Raw genomic sequence first — 25,780 nt, 5'->3', positions numbered from 1 at the left:
CTAACTTAATTATTGCAATACAAAACTAATCTTAGTACTACTTCTCTTTTCTATTTAATGATTTTCCTCTTGGCGAATTACCTTCTTGTAGTACGTTGTCAGAATGTAGTATTTGAGCAGCAGTGGCAGAATCTTTTACTTTAACGGCAGTGCGTCTCAACATTTCTTTTTCAAAAGTAGTCAAAACACTTTCTCGAATGCCTATTTCTTTCCAGTTTATATGCGATTTACATCCTTGTGTAATTGTACGTGCTAGTGCTAACGCATCCAGTAATGCTTGATTAGCACCTTGACCTTTAAAGGGACTCATGGGGTGCGCTGCATCTCCTATGAGCGTCACTTGTCCAGCCGCTGCCATAGATTGTTGTGATAAAATTTCACGATCATAAGCAGGATAACCAGAAATTTGCTCTACTGCCGTATTTGCTATAATTTGCGGAATAGGAGTGTGCCAATTAGTTCTACGGATGGCTTCTTCTTTTAGAAATTGAGGACCTAATGAACTTAATTTTTTAGCTTCTTCCTCAGTCATTGGGAAACTAAGCTGCCACATTACGGATTCTTTATCAAAAGGCATTACATATATGCGTTCTGTACCATTAGCAGTTTGAAAAACAGTCGCTGAGTCTAACAAAGGACTATGTAAATGAGTCAAGGACTGCAATGGGCAAATGCCAAGAATTACAATACAATCTAAAAAACGTAAGGGGTAACTCTTACCTCCAAGAAGTATGTTTCTAACCGTGCTGCGAATTCCATCAGCTCCAACAATTATGTCAGTAGTTACAATTTTTATATTACCATCGACTTCAAAAGTTAATTCCATTTTTCCACTATCCATTTTTCTAAAACTGGTAAGTTGATGGCCCCATTGAACCCTATTGAGACTACCCAATTCATCTAAAATTGCGGAGCGCAAAGACTGTCTGGCAATATGAATATTCGTTTTCTTAGATTTTTTTGCAACAGCAGAGGGCATCCATTTTCGCATACCCCATTCTCCTAAAATGGATCCATCAGTAGCGTGTACAATATGTTTAGTAGAAACTATCCCTTTATCTAAATGTGTAATCCCAAGTCCTTTGATCGCTGTGCTAGCTTGTTGAAGAGTGAGACCATAGCCTTGTGAGCGTGCTTCAAAATTAAGATCGCGTTCATAAAGTGTGTACGGAATTCCTCGATGCAAACAAGCAACAGCCAAGGCAGCACCTCCAATTCCTCCGCCAATAATCGCTACATGAGGGCATTTCTTAGTATCGGGTATTAAGTGTTTTTCTGAAAGTAGTAAACCCGTACCCAAACATGTTGTGCAGGTAGCAAGACTTCCAGTAGGTTTACTGGGAGCGCATTCAATGCTATTGGTTTGGTTGTATTGCTCTAATTCAAATTGATAACGGCTTTGCTCTTTTTTAGAAGGTTTTCGTCTTTTTGTACCCAGGCCTTGACACGCTTCACAACTTACCCATATCAGTGGTGCAATAGTATCCTCTTTCAATTTTTTCTCATTTAATAGTGTAGGCATGTTGTACACAATCGCTTATAGATCGCAAGTAATTATTCTTTGGTAGCAATGTTTATTGGCATTTCATTTAAAGTAGTTCCTCCTTTAATTCCAAAATCAAGTGTTCTAATTGGAAACGGAATCATGATATCATTAGCGTCATACGCTTTTTTAATTCTGATAATAGCTTCGCTACCCACTTTATTGTAGATAGACTGCTCTGTTGAACCAATCCACATTCTAACCGATAAATTTACTGAACTGTCACCAAATTCAACAAAGAAAACGTTAAGTGGATCTTCCTTTGATAGTTCTTCGATACCACTCACGGCATCTATCGTAATTTGTCGTACTTTCTCTAAGTCATCACCGTAGGATACACCCACACTCAAATCAAAACGTCTTTTACGTAAGATGGTATAATTTTCAATGGGATTTTGAAAAACCTCTTTGTTTGGAATAATAACCGTTTTTCCTTGAAAGGTTTCTATTAAAGTATCTCTCAGGTTAATCTCTCTAACTTTTCCCATATAATCTTTAATCTGGACGATATCACCCACTTTCAACGGTTTTCTAAACGAGATAAAAATACCCGACATAAAGTTAGCTGCAATATCTTGAAAAGCGAATGCTAGTGCCAGTCCTAAAATTCCCGCACCCGCTAATATAGAGGTAACAGCTTTGTCTAGATTTAATATGCTTAGTACTGTAAAGAGAACAATACCAATGAAGGAAAAGTAAATTATAGTACTAAATAAATTGTTAAGTGTGTGGTTCTTAGAAATTTTACTGGTTAACTTTACGCTTAGACTACGAATGTATTTGGCAATATATAAACCTAATGCCATTACAACAGCAGCCATAACAATATTAGGTAAAAGTTTGATTATCGCTTCTCCCCAACCATACACTTTGTCGGTAATTAAGTCTGTTATTTTATTTATATTCATCTCGATATTTAATTTTTGTTCCACGTCTATTATTTTTATGTACGACTAATATAGTAAATCATTGCCGTGTTTACAAAGTGCAGCACCGGTAAAATAATTCGGCAGTGCAATGGTCTAGTAAAACAGACTTGCGTTAGGCAAATGTAATACCAAGTTAACGAATAAAGAAATGGAATGCACACAGCTTCTACATGCGATTAGAGGAAGCCAAATCTAAAATATGTGCTTCAAAAGTATGTGTCTTTTTGTGGGGTGCCAGTAGTACAGCAAGGGGCTAACTTTTGTTTGTAGCGATACAGCCCCTTGCTACACTGCTGTCGGGCTATACGCGCTACTTCGGTAGCTTGCTGCTATCCCTCACCCGAAACTTTCACCTAGATTGCGACTGTTTCATAAAGAGGAGGTGTTTTTCGTGTCGTTTTTTTTTTAACGCAATGAAAAAGTAGTAGTTGTAGGCAATTTTATTTTATTTCAAATTGTTGCACCATCCAATGAGTGGAATGATTCTTAATTAAATCCTGCTTTATTTTTACATCTTTTGTGTTTTCGTAGTTGTAAACTTTTAGCGGAATAGAACTAGGATACTTCACAAGATTTTCTGATATCAATTCTGCAGATTCTTTACTTTGATTATTAGCTTGTAAAGCTTCTGCTTTATAAATTATAACAATCAAAGGCACATTGCCAAATGCAGTTTTCAGTTCACTTTCTAGATCTGTTATTAAATTAATTTGAAAATTAGAATCTGCTTGTTTGCCAGCTGCTGCCGTTTCACTGATATGGTTTTGATACGTCAAAAACAAGGTCAATAGGTGCATGTTTTTTGCCTTAGTATCAGCATAAAGCTTTTCAATTCTTTGTGAAATGTCTGGATTTAGTTCTCCTTTGTCAGATTGTAACGCCTGATCGTAAAAATCATCCAGCAACTTATAAACTGTTTTATCATTGCTGTCAATTTTTGCTTCTTTTTTAATTTGCTCTACAAATTTTATATAATCTGCAGACTTTTGAGAAAAAGAAGTAATCGAAATTAAAATCAAGAATAGTAGTATTGTGTTTTTCATATCTTTTGTTTAGATGTTTTACTATTGTAAAGATTTGATTTTATGATGTTCAGCTTTCCGTTAAAGATAAAATTTCTTGCGAAACGTAAACGTCAATTCATCAGAAAATTCGTAATTGTGAGAAACGGCTGTTGTGCGTTCGTTTTAAATTTTACCAAGGTCCATTTCTGTTTACATTTATAAACACATTATTCTCTAATCGATAAGCACCTTTAAGACCAACAAACCAAATACGTTCTTGTTTATCTTGATATATAGTAAATGGGAAAGGCTTAAATTCACCTTCTTTACTTTCAATTTTTGTGAATACTTTATTACTGTACCTATAGATATCACGTTTGTTTGCATTAAACCAAAGTGTACCCTTTTTATCTTCTAAAATGGAACCAATTCCTTCATTTTGGTTTAATAAATTGTCAGTAACATTTATAACAGTATTTCCATCATATTTAAAAAGCCCTTTGGAGGTCGAAATCCAAACATTCCCATCTTTACTTTCAATTATTTGACCTACAAAATTAGATTGAAGCCCATCTTTTTCAGAAATGTTTTTTAAAGTAGTTCCATCATAAATATGTACTCCTCCGTTAGTTGCAAACCACATCTGACCTTTACTGTCTTCAATAATTGAATGAACCATTTTGGTTGTACTAACTCCTACATCGGGATTTATCTTACCTTCAGGAATTTCAAACGGCGAGAATTTTTCGCCATCAAATGTATAAACACCTTGAGTGGTTCCAATCCAAAGCATTCCCTTTTTATCCATGGTCATACTCCAAAGGCCGCCTATTTTCTTTTCATCTTTTTCGTAATACATTGTAAAATAGTTACCGTCAAATTTTGCAATTCCACGATCATAACCTATCCAGATATTTCCAATTTTATCTTCAATTATGACATGAACTGTTACTTTTTGTCTGCGGTAATCTTTTAGTACAAAATAAACAAGTCCATTCTTATCATAACGAGCAAGACCAGATTGAGTGCCAAACCAAAAATTTCCTTTGCTGTCTTGAAAAACAGTTCTTACAACTCCACTTATTTGATTTCCTTGGTAATCTTTATCATTTACGCTATTTCTATACTCTGGCTGTGATTCTGCCTTAAGTGTAATACTATCTTTATGAATTTTTGTAATTTTAACTTGTATTGATTCTGCAATTTGTCCAGCACACGAATTAAATAAAAATGATAAAATAAGTATTAAATAGTTCGCTTTGATTTTCTTATATTTAATCATAGTTGTTTTTTTTACGTTTCGTCAAAAATGATGCACAATGGTTTGCCACTTTGAGATCATAAAAAGTTAGCAATCACTCAATTTTCGGATTAACGAAAAGGTCTTGCGAAACGGCAATTGCACTAAATTCCAGCTAATTCAAAATGACTAAAACTAGTAATTACTCTTTTAAAAATTCGTATTCATATATTTTCGGTTTTATTTTGTCAGCTAAAAAGTTAAGCATAAGCCGCAACTCACTAATTAATTCCGTGTATTTTACATCGTCGCTTTTTGAATTCATTCTACCTTTTTCGTTTCTGCCTTGAAAATACTCTCTGATGTCATACATACTTGCGTTTACATTTACGTTTGGTTGGCTGTGATAGTATTTCCATAATTCTCTACCTGCCTCAAAAACTTCTTTAGCTTCTTCTGTAAACTCTCTTTTTTTGATTTGATTTTCTTTTGTACCAAATAGATTAGTTTCGTTTTCGGCTTTTATTTTACCGTTAATAAAGTCGGTCATAAAATTACTTTCAAATCTATTCTGGGCATTTACTTCTTGCTCTGTAAATGGTATCCAATGGTTAGTACCGTACTCGCTTTTAATGTTATTACTAAAAAGTGTGTAAGTCAAACAATCATTTTGAAACTCAAAATCAGTTTCCCATAAACTATTGGGCTTTAAAAACTGATCTCTATCATTAAGCCAGGTAGCCGGGATACTCTTTCTTACTGCAAAATAGACAGAAGCTTTAATTAAATTTTCCGCATTTATTAAAAATTGACCGGCAGCTTTATTGTAAATCATATCAATATGATTTATTTGAATTATATTTTGCTGTTGGAAATCGTTACCCATAAAAGGGAACTTACCTAATAAATTTTCATCATTTGTATGCGCTCTAAATGGTTTTATCCATTCATTGATAAATTCTGAATTTTCATATGCAATAATTTCCTTTTGGAATAAAAAATCACCTCTCTTACTATAAACATCTGTGCATATGCTATCAAATGAAACATCTATGGAAGAATCCCAAATCATAAATCCAATAGGGAATTTGCCTTTTACATTATCAAATGTTTCTGCTGGAACGACAAACATTTTTACTAATTTTGCTTTATAATTTATTCTAAAATCAGAAAAATGTCTTCCTTGTAGAATTTTCAACTTTGAAAATTCGCCTACAATACAACCACTTAATTCTTTGTTAATCCTAATTAAAAATTGTGCAAATAACTCTCTATTTCCTTGTCCAAGTAATGTTGAGTATTTTTTGTTTACATATGATTGTTCAACTCCTGTTTTGGCGTCTTTATTAAAATTTCTACTAGGAGCTTCCGCATATGGCGGATTGATATAAATAATCAGTTTCTGTCGTTTTTTTTTATCATTAATAATCTCTTGCAAACTTTGTGGCAATTTGGAGAAATCATCATTTAAAAAATCAAATTGAAAAACGTGATTTTTTAATAAATTAGCCCCGTGGTCAATACGCTCGTGCATGACATTTATATCTGCTTGATCTAATGTACTTGCGTAAATATTATATCTATTAGATAAACCTGCTAAAAGATTACCAGTTCCCGCAGCACAATCCCATATATAATAATCATCCTGCCAGTTTTCGCCCAAATAATCCCCTAAGTATTTTTGCGATAGTTCTACCCAAATTCTAGGAGTGAAAAAAGCTCCTTTTCGCTCTCTAATATCTTGTGGAGCAAGTAAATCTCTACGTTCAATAATATAATCTTGAAACTCTTTAATGGGCGGTCTCTTGTAGAGTTTCCAGAATTGCAAATAAGCATCTTTATTTCTGATGTTTATAGTTGCGTCAAACATTTGGCTAATGTTTTCTTTGGCTATTTTATAGCCTTGATTTTGAAAAACAACAAATAAATTATCTCTTATGGTGAAATCATCATCAATATTTTGGGTGTCTTTGTCGTCAACAAAAATGTCCGCCAAATAAAAATCATTATCAAAAATATTTGCTTTTTTTAAATCATCCCAATTAACATCAATGATAGGTTTAACAATTTCTATCCAACGTAAATAAATAGGGATGAAATTGTTTTTGTCAATTTTAATTTTACTTTTTGTTGTAGCTTTAGCTACATTATTTTTGATAAAAGTATTGAGTATTTTTTCATCTTTTTCATAATCAAAAACATACGTTTTAGTTTTTAATATTCCTTCTACGCGTTCTTTAATTAACTTAAACTCTTTTGTTTCGTGATTACTTGGAGTAACGTTCCAATTAAAATCATTGAGATAAAAAATATCTTGAATATTTATATAATCAAGAAAGGCAATTTTTTTGAAGTCAAAAGCTCCTAAAAAAGCTGGAGGTAAAGTCTTATCGAAAGTTCTTGCTTTCCCAATTGTGAGAACTAATTGAACAAACATAGTTGCAATATCGAAATTCCCTGTTTTCGCTTCTGCCCATAAAAGAGGTGCTCTGCCGAATAAACTATCTTGCTTTGGAAAAACGGTAAAATCAATATTACCAAGAATTTCGGTTGTGTCAAATTGCTTAAACCAGTCAGCACCAACTTTATTTTTAAGCTCTTCTTCTCTTATTTTTTTATACTTCATTTTATGGTTTATCTACAGTTTTAATGCAAGGATTTAATTGCTAGTGATTTTACGTGGCTTTGTTATTGTTGACGCCTATTTTAAGTGGAAATAGTGTTTTTTACGAAACGGTAAGTCTACTAAAACTGCACTTTTGCTAAATTACTATTGATGGTTTATTTTTATTTAGGTATGACAACGAGATATTTACATTTTCTTAAGGTATACTTCGAGAATTTTATGATAAATGAAATTACTTTCAAAATTTATTTTTAAAGGCTCTTCTCTTTTTTCTCTATGCTTAAAGTAAATCATAGTTTGTCCGTTTTCAATATTTTCAATGTTACCAATTAAGGAGTAATTAAACAGATGTAAAAGTGTCATCATGGGATCATATTCTAAGTCAATTTCTATGAATTCCTCTAGTAAATCATTCATTTCTAAAGGTTGTCGGTATTTTAAATTTTTAAGTGCAATAAAAATCTTGGTTATGTCCTCTGGGGTAAAAGTTGAAGATAATTCATTTCTTACTTCGTGCATTTGCTCTTCAATGTATGAATATAATAATTTTTGGATATCATTAAAACTTAATGGAATTTTAAATGCATGTTGAGGAAGTGCTTTAAAAAATAAAATTAAATCTCGTGGTTTAAAAAAAGTATATTCTATTACATACTTAAAACTACTTCCATTGTATTGATAATCAGTTTTAATTAAAGTTGACCAAGGATCATTCTTTGAATATTCTACATTTTCTTTTTCAAAATTAATCTCAATTCTTTTATTAATTAGTTGTTTTAGCCCAACTGCGTTTTCATTTGTTTTGAATTTTTCATGCTCATACCAAGTTAGAGGAATTTCATAAGACGAAAACAATTTTGCTGTATCAGCATTATATTTGACAATGATTCTTTTAATATCGTCACGCAATAAGATTATGACTTTAGCTTTTAAATCATTTTTCCCAAAGAAATCAATATTATAGTCTTTTGCAACTCGTAAAATATTTGTTACAGTTTCAATACTATGTTCGTTATTTTCCTTAAAACCAATATCTAAATCATCAAAAATTAAGACATATTCGTTTTCAGAGACATTCTCTTTAAGTAATTTAATTACAACTTCATTTAAATGGGGCAATATTTTATAAAAAGGAGCTTTATGTTCTTTTATATTTGTACTTCTCTTAAAAAGTGAAGTAAACGCTCTCTTAAAATATTCAATATTTACTTGTAATTCTTTATTTTTTATAATTTCAGATATTTCATAGTTTCTTATATCAATTAATCCACTATTCCTCTCTAAAAATTGTCGTAAATCTTTTGATTCTTGACTTTTTATTTTTGATTGATCTGAAACAATCAACTTAGTTAATTTCGTTAGTATAAGCCATTCGAACAAAAGCTTTTCTTCAATTATTAAGCCATTTTCTTTTCCAATTTGCACAATTTTTTGCGAATCAAAATCTCTTGTTTTTATAAAATCACAAAAAACATTAGCATCATTTCCGGCAGTAAAATTTATATATTCTGCGATCGCAGATTTCCCTGCACCTTTACGACCAGTTACTATAAATTTCTCCGTTTCTAGTTCTGGAAATACATTTAAGTAATCCCCGAAAATTTCTCCTAATTTCATTTTAGAGTTCCCAGTTAATTCACCTTCTGCTTCTGGTGTACCAATAAAAAAATTTTTTGTTGTACCATTTGCTGGCGTTTCAGGAGAAGATAATTTTTTAAAAAAAGACATGATTTTTTTTTTAAATTTAGTTAAATTGTAATTAATTATATTTTTTTGGACAAAATTATTGCAGTTTTAGATTTTGTCCACTTTACGCGAAATTTACTGCTAACTACATTAAATCATCACAAAAAACTACTATTTATAGTTTGAGACTTATTATGATTTAAAGTTGTTTCTTAATTCATACTTCAACCACCTCTTACAAATATAGCATTTTTTCTTACATAGGAGAGTTTGGCAGTATTTTTTAAAACAGGAAAGTAAATCTACGAATTAGTCAATTAACTATTTTTCTCGCATGAGGGATGGCAGTGGAAATCCTCCCAATTTTTATTGGGAGATTGCAATGCACAGCGCGACGCTACTGCAACGGAGTGGAGGTAGGGGCATGCCCAAAACATAAAAAAAACCGACTGAAAAGTATTTCCAATCGGTTTCTGTATTTCATAAGCTGTACGTCTTAGCCTAAAAACGCTTTAAAGTCTTCATAGGTCTTGATTTTGGTGCGTATCTTTTCTTTTCCTAACACGCTTTCAATTTGTGTGGGGATCGGTAATTTTACATTTAATGTCGGTTCCACCGTGTCTAAAAACTTGATTGGGTGAGCAGTTTCTAAGAAAATACCAATTGCGTTGGGATGGTTTGCTAATTCTTTTTTCAATCCTAGATAGCCCACAGCGCCATGCGGTTCGGCAATATACCCGTTAGCGGCATAAATGGATTTCATGGCTGCAATCGTTTCATCATCAGTAAAAGTAAACGACGAAAAGTCTGTATTGAATTGCTCCAAATCATTGTTGTACATTTCCTGAATACGAATAAAATTACTTGGATTCCCCACATCCATCGCGTTTGATATTGTGGCTTTGGATGGTTTTGGGTCGTAGATTCCGTTTTCTAAAAAGCGAGGCACGGTGTCATTCACATTGGTAGAAGCAACGAAATGCTCCACAGGCAAGCCCATTTTTTTGGCGATAATTCCTGCGCAAATATTTCCGAAATTCCCAGAGGGGCAAGAGAAAACTAGGGGTTTGTTTTGCTTTTTTAAGGTTTTGTAGGCAAAGAAAAAGTAAAACATTTGCGGCAACCAGCGTGCTATATTGATAGAATTAGCCGATGTCAAATTATGGTGTTTCAAGTTCTCATCTAAAAATGCTTTTTTGACCATGTCTTGGCAATCATCAAACATGCCATCTACTTCTAGCGCTTTGATGTTTTGCCCGAGCGTAGTTAATTGTCGCTCCTGAATGTCGCTCACTTTGCCCGATGGGTACAAGATAATGACTTCCACACCATTGACACCAAGGAAACCGCTAGCAACGGCGCCACCTGTATCTCCAGAGGTCGCTACAAGAACGGTATTTTTACTGTCTTTTTTGTCTTTGTTAAAATACCCCAAGCAACGCGACATAAAGCGCGCTCCCACATCCTTGAACGCCATAGTAGGTCCATGGAATAATTCAAGAGAATAGATTCCGCTTTCGACTTCGACCACCGGAAAATCAAAACATAGGGTATCAGCAATAATTTCTTTTAGTTTGGGTTCTGGAATTTCATCACCTACAAACTGACGGATGGCTTGAAAGGCAATTTCTTCATTGGATAAATCTTCTATTCCATCAAAAAAGGCTTGCGGCAAGGGCGTGATCGATTCTGGAAAATACAATCCTTTATCGCTAGCTAATCCTTGAATTACGGCTTCTTGAAAAGAAACATTTGGGGCGTTATGGTTTAAACTGTAGTATTTCATTGTTATAGTCATTGCGAGGCACGAAGCAATCTCATTATATTTTTATTATTTCCCTTGGGAGAAGTTGTATTAAAGTATTTTGACACCATCAGGACTTACTTTTGAAACATGAATTTCGTATGGCATCTGCATTTTATCGTACACTTCGCTCATGGCTTTGGCAATTTTAGTAGCGGTTGCTTCGCCTTTGCTTAAAGCAAAAACTGAAGGTCCTGAACCAGAGATCCCTGAACCTAAAGCGCCGTTTTCTAAAGCCGTTTGTTTGATTAAATCAAATCCTGGAATTAATACGCTGCGCAAAGGTTCTACGATTTCGTCATGCAAAGAGCGACCAATTAAGTCGTAATCCTTTGTGTACAAACCAGCGATTAAGCCACCTACATTTCCCCATTGCATAATGGCGCTTTTTAAGGAAACCGTTTGCTTTAATACCGAGCGAGCATCCGATGTTTTTAACTCAATTTGAGGATGCACCACAGTTGCATACAACTCTGACGGACTTTCGATTTTGATAATATCTAGCGGTGCATAACTGCGTACCAGCGTAAAACCACCCAAAAGGGCAGGAGCCACATTATCAGCATGGGCGTTTCCGCAAGCTAGTTTTTCGCCTTGCATGGCAAATTGTACCAAATCTTTGACTTCAAAAGGACGACCTAGCAATTCGTTGATTCCAAAAACCGCTCCTGCCGAACTAGCGGCGCTACTACCAATACCGCTCCCGGCTTTGATTTTTTTGTAGATTTCGATTTCAAATCCCGCATTTGAATTCAGTGCTGCTAGCATTGCCAAAGCAGCAACACCCGCGACATTTTTTTCCGTTTCGAGCGGTAAATCGGCGCCAATTATTTTAGTGATGCGAATTCCTTTTTGATCTGATTTCTTAATAATCATTTCGTCACCCACATTGTCCAAACACAATCCTAGGACATCAAATCCACAAGATAGGTTAGCAATAGTAGCAGGGCAGAATATTTTTATTTCGTTCATGTTGTGAGTCTTAAAGTCTAAAGTCATAAAGTCGAATATATTGTCTTAAAATTTCGTTGAAATCTTTCGGATTTTATGACATTCGACTTTGTTACTAAATTAAATGTTTCCTATTCTAATTACATCGGCAAAAATCCCTGATGCGGTAACTGCTGCTCCGGCACCAGCACCTTTGATTAAAAGAGGTTGGTCTATGTAGCGATCCGTATAAAATAAGACAATATTGTCTTTACCTTCTAAGTTGTAAAAGGGATGGTCTTTTGGGATGAATTGCAAACCTACGCTTGCTTTTCCATCCTCAAATTGTGCTACAAATTTCAAGCGACTGTCTTTGGCATAGGCTTCCGCCAAAATTCCTTCAAAATGGCTTGCGTATTGTGTTAGCGATTTAAAAAAGTCGTCGTTGTTTGTAGTGGCCATACATTCGGCAGGCAAGAAGGATTCGTTTGCAATGTCTTCGATTTCCATTTGGTAGCCGCTTTCGCGAATTAAAATCAGAATTTTTCGAGCAACATCTATTCCGCTCAAGTCAATTTTCGGATCCGGTTCTGTAAACCCTTGTACACCAGCTTCTTTTACTACATCATGGAAAGTGTTGTTTGAATCAAAATTATTGAAAATAAAGTTCAAGCTTCCCGATAAAACAGCTTGAATTTTATTCACTTTGTCGCCCGAAGCTACTAAGTTTTTTACGGTATCTATGATAGGTAATCCCGCTCCCACGTTTGTTTCGAATAAGAAAGGGGCATTGTATCTGCGTGATAAACTCTTTAAATTTTTGTAATTATCAAAAGCCGATGAACAAGCGATTTTGTTGCAAGTTACTACAGCTACGCTCTCGCGAAGATATGTGGCGTAGGTTTGCGACACGCTTTCATTTGCAGTAATGTCTACAAAAATACTGTTTCGTAAATTCAAATATTTTACTTGCTGGATAAAGCCTTGTTGATCGGATTTTTGTCCTTGATCTAGGCTAGCTTGCCATGATTTTAAATCAATACCTTCTTCGTCAAAAAGCATTTTTCTAGAATTGGCTACCGCAATGACTCTAAGGTTTATTTTGAGGTTTTCCTGTAGAAATTCCTTTTGTTGTTTTATTTGTTCGATAAATTTTTCACCTACGTTTCCAACCCCCATTACAAACAAGTTGAGTTGTTTTGTGTTGTCTTCAAAAAAGCGTTCGTGTAGCGTATTTAATGCTTTTTTTACATCTTTTTCATTAATTACTGCCGAGATATTTCTTTCAGAAGCTCCTTGAGCAATAGCGCGAATATTGACATTATTTTTACCCAAAGTGCTAAACATTTTTCCACTTAATCCTTGGTGGTTTTTCATGTTTTCGCCCACTAAAGCTATGATGCAAAGGTCTCTTTCGACGATGCAAGGAGCTACTTTATTTTGGGAAATTTCAATTTCGAATGCTTTGTTAACTGCTTCTTCGGCCGTATTAGCATCTGAATTCAAGATTCCGATACAAATAGAATGTTCTGATGAAGCTTGAGTTATAAAAATAACATTGACATTGGCTTGAGATAGTGTTTCGAATAATCGTTTTGAAGATCCTAAAACCCCAATCATTCCTGGCCCTTCTAGTGTAATCAAAGAGATGTTGTCGATGTGACTGATTCCTTTTACCGGATTTCCATTTGCAACAGCTTTATTCGAAATAAAAGTACCTTCGGCTTCTGGTTCAAAAGTGTTTTTAATCAGAATTGGAATGTTTTTTTGTAGAACGGGTTGAATTGTTGGTGGGTACAAAACTTTGGCACCAAAGTGCGACAACTCCATTGCTTCATGATACGAAATCGCAGCAATAGGTTGTGCTTGTTTTACAATACGTGGATTGGCAGTGAACATTCCGTTTACATCTGTCCAAATTTCTAATTCAGCTACGTCTAATGCGCCCGCTAAAATGGCAGCAGTATAATCAGATCCACCACGACCTAATGTAGTTGTAATCCCTTCTTGTGACGATGCAATAAAACCAGGCATAATTGTTACTTGGTTTGCAATCGATTTATAATACTCAGCAATTAGATTATTTGTCACGTCAAAATTTACGGCAGCTTTACCAAAGTTGCTGTTGGTCTTGATTAATTCTCTACTGTCTTTATAACCGGTGTTAGATACTTTTTGTTTCAAAGCTTCGGCAATAATATAAGAAGATAGTAGTTCGCCAAAACTCAAAATTGTATCTGCTGTTCTAGGAGAGAGTTCGCCAAGAAGGAAACAGCCGTCTAAGAGTGTTTCAAGGTGGTTTATGATTCTTTTAATATGACTCAATAAGCCACTTTGCTCGCTAACGGGAATAAATTCTTTAATGGTGTCTAAATGCTTTTTTTCGATTTCGATCACAATAGTTTTATACGTTTCATCACCAGAAGCCGCCTTCGCAGCAGCGGTTTGCAATAAATCGGTCACTTTGCTTAGTGCAGAAACGACTACGACTAATTGATTTTGCTTTGCTTGATTTTGAACGATGTCTAAGACTAATTTTATATTTGTGGCATTGGCTACAGATGTTCCACCAAATTTTAATACTTTCATGTTGTGCATTTTGATTTTGAAAAAAAGCGAATGTTTATTATTCACCCAAGAATTTTATCTCTCGAAAGAAATAACGATATAATACGGTTATATGTAAAAGTGTATACCCCTACGGGGTTGTAGTTGTAGTAGAGAATGTAAACGTCATAGCAGTGCCAACCCAAAGTTGAGTTGTAATCGAAGATTGATATGTTGCGCTATTGTTTATCATTGTTGTCAACAAAAATACGGCTTTTTATAAAATTCAAAAAACCATTTGACCGTTTTGCGAATACTTTAATATTTAGTAGTTAATTGTTATGTGGTTTAGGATTTGATATTTTAAAGCTGTTTTAAAGGGACTATTGTTATTTAAAACTGAATTAATTTTTGTGATTTAACCTGATTGCTCTTTTATTTAAGGAATTAGGTGTCGGTTTTCTTTGCAATTATCGCTAAATGCCCACTTTAATAGTATCAGAATAGCTATTTCTTAGTAATAGGCGTTAGTCATGTAATAGGTTTGGGTTTTATTTTGACCTAATTAGAGTTTAAGCAGAAGGTCTATTTCTCAATTATTGATGATATATGTTGTTTATTAATATTGATTTAATCAAATTTGGCATACAAAAATGAAAATAAGATGGATAATACACATTATATAAGTACAGAAATACTTTCGATAGCTATACTTCAAGAAATTATTGATAAAGGTAAAACTTTAGCGCTTTCAGAGGAAGCTAAAGTAAATATTCAAAAATGTCGTGATTATTTGGATACTAAAATGGCTTCCCATCTAGAGCCTATTTACGGAATCAACACAGGATTTGGTTCTTTATGCAATGTTAAGATTTCAAATGATAATTTGTCTAAACTACAAGAGAATCTCGTGAAATCACATTCTTGCGGAACTGGTGAAGAAGTACCACTAGAAATTGTGAAATTAATGTTACTGCTCAAAATTCAATCTCTAAGTTATGGACATTCCGGAATTCAATTGCAAACCGTAGAAAGATTAATTGATTTATACAATAATGACGTCTTACCTGTAATATACACTCAAGGTTCACTTGGGGCTTCTGGAGATTTGGCACCATTGGCACATTTATCATTACCTTTATTAGGGGAGGGAGAAGTTTATTTTGAAGGAAAGAAAGTTAGTACTGAAGTGGTCATGCAGCAATTTGGATGGCAACCCATAGTGTTGAAATCTAAAGAGGGATTAGCGCTCTTAAATGGCACACAATTTATGAGCGCTTATGGTACTTATATAACCATAAAAGCAAATAAGTTATCCTATTTTGCTGATTTAATTGCTAGTGTTTCATTAGAGGCTTTTGATGGCAGGATAGAACCATTTAGCGAATCAATACATTTTATACGACCTCATAAAGGCCAAATTATAACTGCTAAGCGTGTAAAATCATTTTTGGAGGGAAGCCAAATCATTAAACAAGAAAAGATTCATGTACAAGATCCCTATTCTTTTAGGTGTGTTCCTCAAGTTCATGGTGCATCCAAAGACGCTTTAGAGTATGGACAAAAAGTTTTTAAGACCGAAATTAATTCTGTTACGGATAACCCTAATATTTTTATCGATAGTGACGAAATTATTTCAGGAGGTAATTTTCACGGTCAACCATTAGCGCTAGCGTTAGATTTTATGGCGATTGCCTTGGCAGAATTAGGAAGTATTTCAGAAAGACGGACCTACCAATTGATTTCGGGTTCGCGTAATCTACCTGCTTTTTTAGTAGATAATCCCGGACTGAATTCGGGATTAATGATTCCGCAATACACCGCAGCTAGTATTGCGAGCCAAAACAAACAGTTGGCAAATCCTGCTAGCATTGATAGTATCGTTTCGAGTAACGGTCAAGAGGATCACGTTAGTATGGGAGCGAATGCGGCTACAAAAGCTTTGCGTGTCGTAGATAATTTAGAACGTATTCTTGCCATTGAATTGATGACTGCGTCTCAAGCTATCCAATACAGAAGACCTCTTGAATCGAGTGCTTTTATAGAAATGTTCATAAAAGCGTATCGAGACATAGTCCCTTTCGTACAGGAAGATAGAGTGTTACATTATGATATAGCGAAATCAATCACGTTTTTGAATAGTTTTATCATCGAGGAGGATTTGTTAACAATGGCTTAACATTATTAATCATTATTGAAGTAATTTTGTAACCTTAAAATAGATAAAATGTCATTAAATAGTTTATTCCAGTTTTTAGTTCCTAAGGACAAGAAATTTTTTCCACTTTTCGAAGAGGCATCAAGTAATTTAATTGAATTAGCTTCAAATTTACATGAAGCTGTGAATCTTCCATTAAAGGAAAGAGAAGTGTTGTTTTCTAAGATAGATACTCTTGAACAAAGAGGTGAGGACATTACACGTCAGACCAATCTTGAATTGAGTAGAAATTTTATCACTCCATTTGACAGAGAGGACATACACTCTTTAATCACTTCAATTGATAACGTTGCAGATCGTTTACACGGTGCATCTAGTATCATGCGTTTGTATCAGGTTGATAAAATCACAAAATCAATTCGTAAATTGACTGAAATTAACCTTGAAGCTTGTCAAAATATAGAATTGGCTGTGAAGGAATTGAGCAATTTAAAGAACATGAAAGTTATCAAGGAATCATGTGCTAGAATTAATAAGCTAGAAAATAAATCAGATAACGTATACAATAAGGCAGTTTTTGAAATTTTTGAAAATGAAACAGATGCTAAAAATATTATTAAATATAAAGAAGTTTTATCTGTTTTAGAATCAGCTACAGACAAATGTAAAAGTGTTGCTAGTATTCTTGAATCGATTTCTGTAAAACATTCTTAAATTTAATTTATTTCATTCTGAAGTTCTAGTTTATGACGCTACTTATAATTATTATAGTATTAGCCTTAATTTTTGATTACATTAATGGCTTTCATGATGCTGCAAATGCTATTGCTACAGTTGTTGCTACAAAAGTGTTAACGCCTTTTCAAGCGGTGCTATGGGCTGCTTTTTTTAATTTTTTAGCCTATTGGGTATTTGGTTTTGGTGTTGCTGATACAGTAGCCAAAACAGCAAATACGATGGAGATAACACTTGTTGTTATTTTGGCGGGTGTAATTGCAGCTATTTGCTGGAATTTATTAACGTGGTGGTTAGGTATTCCTTCCAGTTCGTCACACACTCTAATTGGTGGTTTTGCTGGTGCAGCTATTGCACATTCAATTGCAGCACACGGTTTTTCAGGTTATATAGGTGCTGATGGAGCAACGCATTACTGGTACGATATCGTAAGTTGGTATAAAGCAAGTAAAGATGGAGGTATGCCATCAGGAGTTCTTATAATTATTGCCTTTATTGTTTTAGCACCATTAATGGGAGCTTTGGCTTCCTACCTTATTTCTATATGGTTGCTAAATGCTTCACGTAAAAGTATTTACCCTAAATTGTTTACAATTGGTTTAATGATCGCTACAGTTTGGTTCGTTTACGTGCAAATGATTCCTTATGAGGAAATTATTAAAGGAGGTAAGGCACCACGCTTTGGTAACTCGGTTTTTTGGAGTGTAGCATTTGAACCGCACAATATCAAATGGTTTCTTGTTGCTTTTATTATTCTGACAGTTAGTTTATTCTGTTTGATATTTAGCAGCTTGAACTTGCAACAGGCTGATGGAGCTTTGAAGAAAATGCAGTTATTGTCTTCAGCTGCTTTTAGTTTAGGTCATGGGGGTAATGATTCTCAAAAAGTAATGGGTATAATAGCAGCAGCAGTTGCTGTTTATATTAACGCTAATCCAGGTATCCAGATGGACGCTTGGTTAGATGTTGTTTTACCATCCGAAAGTGGTGCATTTAGAATGCCAGGTTGGATTCCTTTAGCATGTTATTCTGCCATTGCAGCGGGAACTCTAAGTGGTGGTTGGAAAATTGTAAAAACAATGGGTTCTAAAATAACAAAGGTAACTTCATTTGAAGGTGTTGCGGCTGAAACAGCTGGAGCTTTGACTTTGTATTTTACGGAGCATTTAAAAATCCCTGTGAGTACAACACACACTATAACTGGTTCTATCATTGGAGTTGGTTTGACAAAAAGAGTATCTGCAGTACGATGGGGAGTTACGGTTAGCTTGTTGTGGGCTTGGGTGCTTACTATTCCTATCTCGGCTTTACTAGCAGCATTGATTTACTACATTTTAAGTTTCTTTATTTAAGTTTCTACATGTAAAAAATATAAAAAGCCACTCAAACTAGAGTGGCTTTTGCTATTAAGAGCTATTTCTTAAAATATTTTTATTGTTCTTTTAGCTATTGTGAGAACTAATTTTTAGTTGCTTTAAGTTTATAAGGAACAATCAAAGTCAAAATGAATAGTTAAGCAAATAGGGTCCAAGTTTAATCTATTTAAAATTATACCATTTACAGTGCTCATAATACTGAATTTTGTAAATGGTAATTGATTTTGTTTTGTAACTACTTTTTAAACTTTTGACCTGAAATTTTTCTCAATGGCTTTAATCATTTCGCCTGCTATATCTTTGTTTGTCGCTCCTTCAATTCCTTCTAATCCCGGAGAAGAGTTTACTTCTAAAAGTAAAGGTCCTTTTGAGGAACGAATGATGTCGACACCAGCAACTCTTAAATCCATCGCTTTTGCTGCTTTGATAGCAATTCGTTTTTCCTCAGCAGTAGGTTTGATTATAGATGCAGTACCACCTAAATGGATATTAGCTCTAAACTCACCGGGCATCGCTTCACGCTGTATAGTGGCAACGACTTTGCCATCAATAACAAACAGGCGTAAATCTTTACCGTTAGCTTCTTTAATGAACTCTTGTACTAATATGTTAGCATTTAAACTTTTGAACGCGTTAATAACACTTTCAGCCGCTTTTTTTGTTTCCGCTAAAACTACACCTTTACCTTGCGTTCCTTCTAATAATTTTACAATTAATGGTGGTCCACCAACCATTTTGATCAAGTCATTGGTGTCTAAAGGTGAATTTGCAAAGCCTGTTGTAGGTATTCCTACGCCACTATGTAAAAGCAATTGTAGTGAATATAATTTATCTCTAGATTGTGTTATTGCTGCTGCAGAGTTCAAGCAGTAAACTTTTAAAGCCTCAAACTGACGCGTAAGAGCACAGCCGTAAAAAGTAATACTTGGACGAATTCTTGGAATGATAGCGTCAAATTGATTTAGTATTATTCCGCCTCTGTAATGTATCTCGGGAGTTTCTGCATCCAGTCTCATGTAGCATTCTTTGATGTTCAAAAAGTGCATTTCATGACCACGCATTTCTCCGGCTTCCATGATGCGTTTATTACTATATAGTTCGGGATTACTAGCAAGAACTCCAATACGTAGTCCTGTAGGTGCTTTTTCAGAGTTTTGATACAGTTCTTTTAAACTTTCTGACGTTGGTTGTCCTAGTAAGTATTGTTTCTCAGGATCTACTAAAACACGACCGCTCATTGCTTCTCTTCCCAGTAGCATCCTGAAACCCATGGAGTCACGATTGGTCAAAGTCATCTCAATTGGCCAATTGGAGTCTCCAATTTTTAAACTAGTTTGAATAACATATCGTTGTTCTCTAAAGCCACTAGAACTTTTTACAATACGTTTATCAACAAGAGGCGCTTCACAATGAATGATTGTCTTTAAATTGTTTTGTATCGGGTTTATGTCAAATTTCACCCAATTACTATCATTTTTAATAAATGGAGCGATATTGATGGCATGTAAAGCGGATGTTTTGGCTCCAGAATCTACACGGGCTTTGATTGTAGGGATTCCTAATTCGGGAAACGAACACCATTCTTCACTACCTAAGATGACTTTGTCTTGAGACATATTGTAATTATTTTTAATGTGATTATAAAGTTCAAATGTAGAGATTTGTTTTTAGAAAATCTTTAGTTTCTAAAAAGAATAAACCCGTTATGTTATAAAAACGTAACGGGTTTATATTTAGTATTAGATGCTTATAATTTACTGATTTGTCGCTTGGTCCGCTTTTTGAACTTTTACTGTAAGTTCTTGCGCACCCTCTTCAATGTCCATAAATATTTCGTCTCCCATACTTATTTTAGAAGTAATTATTTCTTCTGCTAATGCATCTTCAACATATTTCTGAATGGCTCTTTTTAGCGGTCTTGCGCCAAATTGCTTATCGAAACCTTTATCAGCGATGTACGCTTTTGCTTTGTCTGAAAGTTTAAGCTGGTATCCTAATTCTGATACACGCTTGTATAATTTCTCTAACTCAATTTCGATTATTAAATCGATATCATGTTTTTCTAAAGAATTGAATACGATTACATCATCAATTCTATTTAAGAATTCTGGTGCAAATGTTTTCTTTAAAGCATTTTCGATTACGCTTTTCGAATTATCATCAGCTTGAGCCACTTTAGCAGCAGTACCAAAACCAACTCCTTGACCAAAATCTTTTAATTGTCTCGCTCCTACATTAGAAGTCATGATGATGATCGTATTTTTAAAATCGATTTTTCGTCCTAAACTATCAGTCAAGAAACCATCATCCAGTACCTGTAAAAGCATGTTGAAAACATCAGGATGTGCTTTTTCTATTTCATCTAGAAGAACCACACAATACGGTTTTCTACGTACTTTTTCAGTTAATTGTCCACCTTCTTCATAACCTACATATCCTGGAGGCGCACCAACTAATCTTGAGATTGCAAATTTCTCCATGTATTCACTCATGTCAATACGAACCAACGCATCTTCAGAGTCAAATAATTCTTTTGCTAAGACTTTTGCGAGCTGGGTTTTTCCAACTCCTGTTTGACCTAAGAAAATAAAGGAACCAATTGGTCTGTTAGGATCTTTCAGTCCTGCTCGGTTACGTTGTATAGATCTAGCAATCTTTAGAACCGCTTCCTTTTGACCTATAACTTTACTTTCAATAAGCTCCGGTAAGTGTGCTAATTTATTGCTTTCTGTTTGCGCGACTCTATTAACTGGAATTCCAGTCATCATCGATACAACATCAGCTACATTATCTTCAGTAACTTCAATACGATTGTTTTTAGCATCTTCCTCCCATTGCTCTTGTGCAATAGCTAGGTCTTTTTCAATACGTTTTTCATCATCACGAAGTTTTGCAGCCTCTTCATATTTTTGTTTTTTAACAACAACATTTTTAAGCTCACGAATTTCCTCTAATTGACGTTCTAGATCTAGAATTTTTTTAGGAACCTCAATGTTTGTAATATGAACACGAGAACCAGCTTCGTCTAAAGCATCAATTGCTTTGTCCGGTAAAAAACGTTCAGACATATAACGATCAGTCAGCTTAACACAAGCTTCAATAGCTTCTTGTGAATAAATAACATTGTGGTGATCCTCGTATTTGTTTTTGATGTTATTCAATATAGTTATTGTTTCCTCTACTGAAGTCGGTTCAACAATAATTTTTTGGAAACGTCTTTCTAGAGCTCCATCTTTCTCAATATATTGTCTGTATTCATCTAATGTTGTAGCTCCTATACATTGTATCTCTCCTCTTGCTAAAGCAGGTTTAAACATATTAGAGGCATCTAATGAACCTGTTGCTCCTCCAGCACCAACAATAGTGTGGATTTCGTCAATGAAAAGGATGATGTCATCATTTTTCTCTAGTTCGTTCATCACTGCTTTCATGCGTTCCTCAAACTGTCCTCTGTACTTCGTGCCTGCAACTAAGCTAGCTAAATCAAGAGTAACTACACGCTTATTAAATAAAATGCGTGATACTTTCTTTTGAATAATTCGTAGTGCTAAACCTTCGGCTATAGCTGATTTTCCCACTCCCGGCTCACCGATTAGTAGCGGATTGTTTTTCTTGCGTCTACTCAAAATCTGACATACACGCTCAATTTCTTTTTCGCGCCCTACTACAGGATCGAGTTTTCCTTCTTCAGCCATTTCAGTAAGATCACGTCCAAAATTATCTAGAACTGGTGTTTTAGATTTTTTATTAGTTTTGCTAGCAGGATTATTAAAGGAACCTTCTTTTAGACTGTCATCTTGTCCGAGGTCGTCATTATAGGAGTCTGTTGCTCTTGGTAAATTTTCCAAGAATTCTTCTTCGCTTGGTGTCATATTTAAATATTGTTCTTTAGCTAAGTCATAATCTATTTTAAGTTTATTAAGTAGCTTGGTTGTAGGGTCGTTCTCGTTTCTTAAAATGCACAATAATAGGTGAGCAGTACTAACAGAAGAGCTTTGAAAAACCTTGGCTTCCAGAAAAGTAGTTTTTAAAGCTCTTTCTGCTTGTCGGGTTAAGTGCAGGTTTTTTTTCTCTAGGTTAGTGTCGATTCCGGGTATTGCAGGGCTTAGTATTTCTACTTTTCTACGTAAATGTTCTAAGTCAACAGCAAGGTTGTTTAAAATCTGAATCGCTTTACCATTTCCATCTCTAAGTATGCCTAACATCAAGTGTTCTGTTCCTATAAAATCATGACCTAGTCGTAAAGCTTCTTCTTTACTGTAGGTTATAACGTCTTTTACTCTTGGTGAAAAATTATCATCCATAATATATATTTAGTATTCGTAAATTTAGTGAATTACTTACTTAAAAACAAAAACCGTTCCTTAAGTCGGGCTGTCAGCTAAGTGAATAAAAAAAAGATTAAAGTACGTTATAAAAAGAGATTTTTAGTAAACAAAGCCGTTATTTCTTTGTTAATAAATCATTGAAATTAGTGGTACTAAATATCTAAAGAAATTTCAAAAAAGCGTATATTGGCACGTTTTGAAACTAATATAATTTTTTAATATAACAACTTATGTCTGAAGGAGAAAAGTTAATTCCTATTAACATAGAAGATGAAATGAAATCAGCTTACATTGATTATTCGATGTCAGTAATTGTATCAAGAGCGCTTCCAGATGTTAGAGATGGTTTGAAACCAGTGCATCGAAGAGTTCTTTACGGAATGTATGATTTAGGAGTTTTTTCAAATAAAGCCCATAAAAAATCGGCGAGAATTGTCGGTGAAGTTTTAGGAAAGTACCACCCACACGGTGATATCTCTGTTTATGACGCAATGGTTCGTATGGCTCAAGAGTGGAGCATGCGTTATTTATTAGTGGATGGACAAGGTAACTTTGGATCTGTTGATGGAGATAGTCCAGCAGCAATGCGTTATACGGAAGCAAGAATGCGTAAGATTTCGGAAGAAATTATGGCAGATATTGAAAAAGAAACGGTTGATTTTCAGTTGAACTTTGACGATACGCTGTATGAGCCAAAGGTAATGCCAACTAGAGTTCCAACATTGCTTATCAACGGAGCTACAGGAATTGCAGTAGGTATGGCTACTAATATGCCACCTCACAATTTAACTGAGGTTGTTAATGGTACGTTAGCGTATATGGATAACAATGATATTGAGATCGATGAGCTAATTACACATATTAAAGCACCGGATTTCCCTACGGGAGGAGTTATATATGGTTACGAGGGTGTTCGTGAAGCTTTCAAGACGGGTAGAGGTAGAGTAGTAATGCGTGCCAAAGTAGGTTTTGAAGAGGTTGAAGGAAGAGAAAGCATCATCGTTAGTGAGATTCCTTACCAAGTTAACAAAGCAGATATGATCAAACGTACTGCTGACCTTGTAAACGATAAAAAAATTGAAGGGATAGCAAATATTCGTGACGAATCGGATAGAAATGGTATGCGAATCGTTTATATTCTGAAACGCGATGCTACTCCTAATGTAGTGTTGAATACCTTATATAAATACACACAATTACAATCATCATTTAGTGTAAACAATATTGCGCTAGTGAAAGGACGTCCGCAAATGTTGAATCTAAAAGATATGATTCATTATTTTGTTGAGCACCGTCATGATGTGGTCATTAGAAGAACACGTTTTGAATTACGTAAAGCAGAAGAAAGAGCGCACATTTTAGAAGGATTAATTATTGCATCTGATAATATCGATGAAGTGATTGCCTTGATTCGTGGCTCTAAAAATACAGAAGAAGCGCGTGAGAAATTAATTGAAAGATTTCAATTATCAGACATCCAAGCGAGAGCAATTGTTGAGATGCGTTTGCGTCAATTAACAGGTCTGGAACAAGACAAGTTAAGAGCGGAATATGAAGAGTTGATGAAGTTGATTGATCACTTAAAAGCGTTGTTAGAAAACGTTGACTTGAGAACAAACTTAATCAAAGAGGAATTAGTTGAAATTCGTGAGAAATACGGAGATGAACGTCGTTCACTTATTGAATACTCTGGAGGAGATGTCAGTATCGAAGATTTAATTGCCGATGAAAATGTAGTAATTACTATTTCGCATGCAGGTTACATCAAACGTACTAACTTATCTGAATATAAGACTCAAAATAGAGGTGGAGTAGGTCAAAAAAGTGCAGGAACAAGAGATCAAGATTTCTTAGAACACATGTTTGTAGCTACAAATCATCAATATATGATGTTCTTTACCCAGAAAGGGAAATGTTTCTGGATGCGTGTTTATGAAATACCAGAAGGAAGTAAGACCGCAAAAGGAAGAGCGATTCAAAATCTGATTAATATCGAAAGTGATGATAAGGTGAAAGCGTTTATCTGTACCCAAGACTTAAAAGATCAAGATTACATTAAGAGCCATAACTTAGTAATGGTAACTAAAAAAGGTCAGGTTAAGAAAACATCTTTAGAGAAATATTCTAAACCAAGAATAAACGGTGTTGCAGCAATTACTATTAAGGATGGAGATGAATTACTGGAAGCTAAATTAACAAATGGTGAAAGCCAAATTATCTTAGCTGTGAAGTCTGGTAAATTAGTTCGTTTTGAAGAAACTAAAACGAGACCAATGGGAAGAACAGCTTCTGGTGTACGTGGAATCTCTTTAAAAGACGATACTGATGAAGTTATTGGTATGATTACTGTAGATAAAGATGCTGTGAACGATACACAAGTACTCGTTGTAACTGCAAATGGTTATGGTAAACGTACAAAACTTGTTGATGAAGACGGAGAAGATGTTTATCGTATTACAAACCGTGGTGGTAAAGGGGTGAAAACCTTAAATATTACAGAAAAAACAGGGCAGTTAATTTCGATCAACGCTGTAACTGATGCTGATGATTTAATGATTATCAATAAATCTGGTTTAACGATTAGAATGGCTATCGAAGACTTACGTGTAATGGGTCGTGCGACTCAAGGTGTAAAATTGATCAATCTAAAAGGAAAGGATTCTATCGCAGCGGTCACTAAGGTTATGAAAGATGATGTTGAAGAAGTTGTGGTAGATGAAGATGGAAATGTAGTTGAAGTTGTTGCTATCGAAAGGGTTAAACCTGTTTTAGAAGTTTTAGAAGACGAAGGCGGTGAGGACGATGATGAAGACGATACTGATGAGGTTGAAGAAGATGTTGTCGACGAAGGCGACGATGCAGAGGACGAATAAT

The 25,780-nt window shown here is 34.7% G+C and carries 15 protein-coding genes; 4 read left to right on the top strand and 11 right to left on the bottom strand.

What is annotated here, in order from left to right:
* Positions 1–37: 37 nt before the first annotated feature.
* The 9 genes from H8R22_RS13880 to thrA form a co-directional block, all read right to left on the bottom strand.
* Positions 38–1,522, bottom strand: coding sequence for an FAD-dependent oxidoreductase (locus H8R22_RS13880; RefSeq protein WP_187010996.1), 1,485 nt, complete (start codon positions 1,520–1,522; stop codon positions 38–40).
* A 32-nt stretch (positions 1,523–1,554) separates the two neighbouring features.
* Positions 1,555–2,475 (bottom strand): mechanosensitive ion channel family protein, encoded by a 921-nt coding sequence (locus H8R22_RS13875; protein WP_317171767.1) that lies wholly within the window; start codon positions 2,473–2,475, stop codon positions 1,555–1,557.
* A 437-nt stretch (positions 2,476–2,912) separates the two neighbouring features.
* Positions 2,913–3,515, bottom strand: coding sequence for a hypothetical protein (locus H8R22_RS13870; RefSeq protein ID WP_187010995.1), 603 nt, complete (start codon positions 3,513–3,515; stop codon positions 2,913–2,915).
* Positions 3,516–3,666: 151 nt separating this feature from the next.
* The gene (locus tag H8R22_RS13865; RefSeq protein ID WP_187010994.1) at positions 3,667–4,758 is read right to left on the bottom strand and encodes a ligand-binding sensor domain-containing protein; all 1,092 of its coding nucleotides are present in this window, start codon (positions 4,756–4,758) and stop codon (positions 3,667–3,669) included.
* Between the two features lie 160 nt (positions 4,759–4,918).
* A complete protein-coding gene (locus tag H8R22_RS13860; RefSeq protein WP_187010993.1) occupies positions 4,919–7,342 on the bottom strand; it encodes a hypothetical protein in 2,424 nt (807 codons plus the stop codon).
* 186 nt (positions 7,343–7,528) lie between these two features.
* Positions 7,529–9,070 (bottom strand): P-loop ATPase, Sll1717 family, encoded by a 1,542-nt coding sequence (locus tag H8R22_RS13855; RefSeq protein WP_187010992.1) that lies wholly within the window; start codon positions 9,068–9,070, stop codon positions 7,529–7,531.
* Between the two features lie 454 nt (positions 9,071–9,524).
* Entirely contained in the window at positions 9,525–10,814 is a 1,290-nt protein-coding gene (gene thrC / locus H8R22_RS13850; RefSeq protein ID WP_187010991.1) for a threonine synthase, read from the bottom strand.
* Positions 10,815–10,883: 69 nt separating this feature from the next.
* Positions 10,884–11,804: a homoserine kinase gene (locus H8R22_RS13845; RefSeq protein ID WP_187010990.1), complete on the bottom strand. Its 921-nt coding sequence runs from the start codon at positions 11,802–11,804 to the stop codon at positions 10,884–10,886.
* A gap of 99 nt (positions 11,805–11,903) precedes the next feature.
* Entirely contained in the window at positions 11,904–14,351 is a 2,448-nt protein-coding gene (thrA, locus tag H8R22_RS13840; RefSeq protein WP_187010989.1) for a bifunctional aspartate kinase/homoserine dehydrogenase I, read from the bottom strand.
* A 622-nt stretch (positions 14,352–14,973) separates the two neighbouring features.
* Between thrA and hutH the strand changes: the two genes are divergently transcribed.
* The 3 genes from hutH to H8R22_RS13825 are packed head-to-tail and all read left to right on the top strand — an operon-like array spanning position 14,974 to position 18,554.
* Positions 14,974–16,488 (top strand): histidine ammonia-lyase, encoded by a 1,515-nt coding sequence (gene hutH / locus H8R22_RS13835; RefSeq protein ID WP_187010988.1) that lies wholly within the window; start codon positions 14,974–14,976, stop codon positions 16,486–16,488.
* Positions 16,489–16,536: 48 nt separating this feature from the next.
* Complete coding sequence (locus H8R22_RS13830; protein WP_187010987.1) at positions 16,537–17,181, top strand: DUF47 domain-containing protein; 645 nt, start codon at positions 16,537–16,539, stop codon at positions 17,179–17,181.
* Positions 17,182–17,213: 32 nt separating this feature from the next.
* Positions 17,214–18,554 (top strand): inorganic phosphate transporter, encoded by a 1,341-nt coding sequence (locus tag H8R22_RS13825; protein ID WP_187010986.1) that lies wholly within the window; start codon positions 17,214–17,216, stop codon positions 18,552–18,554.
* Positions 18,555–18,820: 266 nt separating this feature from the next.
* Here H8R22_RS13825 and rimK read toward each other — a convergent pair whose 3' ends face one another.
* Both rimK and H8R22_RS13815 read right to left on the bottom strand, forming a co-directional pair.
* On the bottom strand, positions 18,821–20,194 hold the full coding sequence (rimK, locus tag H8R22_RS13820; protein ID WP_187010985.1) for a 30S ribosomal protein S6--L-glutamate ligase: 1,374 nt from the start codon (positions 20,192–20,194) through the stop codon (positions 18,821–18,823).
* 138 nt (positions 20,195–20,332) lie between these two features.
* Positions 20,333–22,882: an ATP-dependent Clp protease ATP-binding subunit gene (locus H8R22_RS13815; protein WP_187010984.1), complete on the bottom strand. Its 2,550-nt coding sequence runs from the start codon at positions 22,880–22,882 to the stop codon at positions 20,333–20,335.
* Positions 22,883–23,136: 254 nt separating this feature from the next.
* Between H8R22_RS13815 and gyrA the strand changes: the two genes are divergently transcribed.
* Complete coding sequence (gene gyrA, locus H8R22_RS13810) at positions 23,137–25,779, top strand: DNA gyrase subunit A (protein WP_187010983.1); 2,643 nt, start codon at positions 23,137–23,139, stop codon at positions 25,777–25,779.
* Position 25,780: the final 1 nt, after the last annotated feature.

The sequence above is a fragment of the Flavobacterium kayseriense genome (assembly GCF_014305095.1).
Lineage (GTDB): Bacteria > Bacteroidota > Bacteroidia > Flavobacteriales > Flavobacteriaceae > Flavobacterium > Flavobacterium kayseriense.
This window is presented reverse-complemented; position numbering and strand designations above follow the sequence as displayed.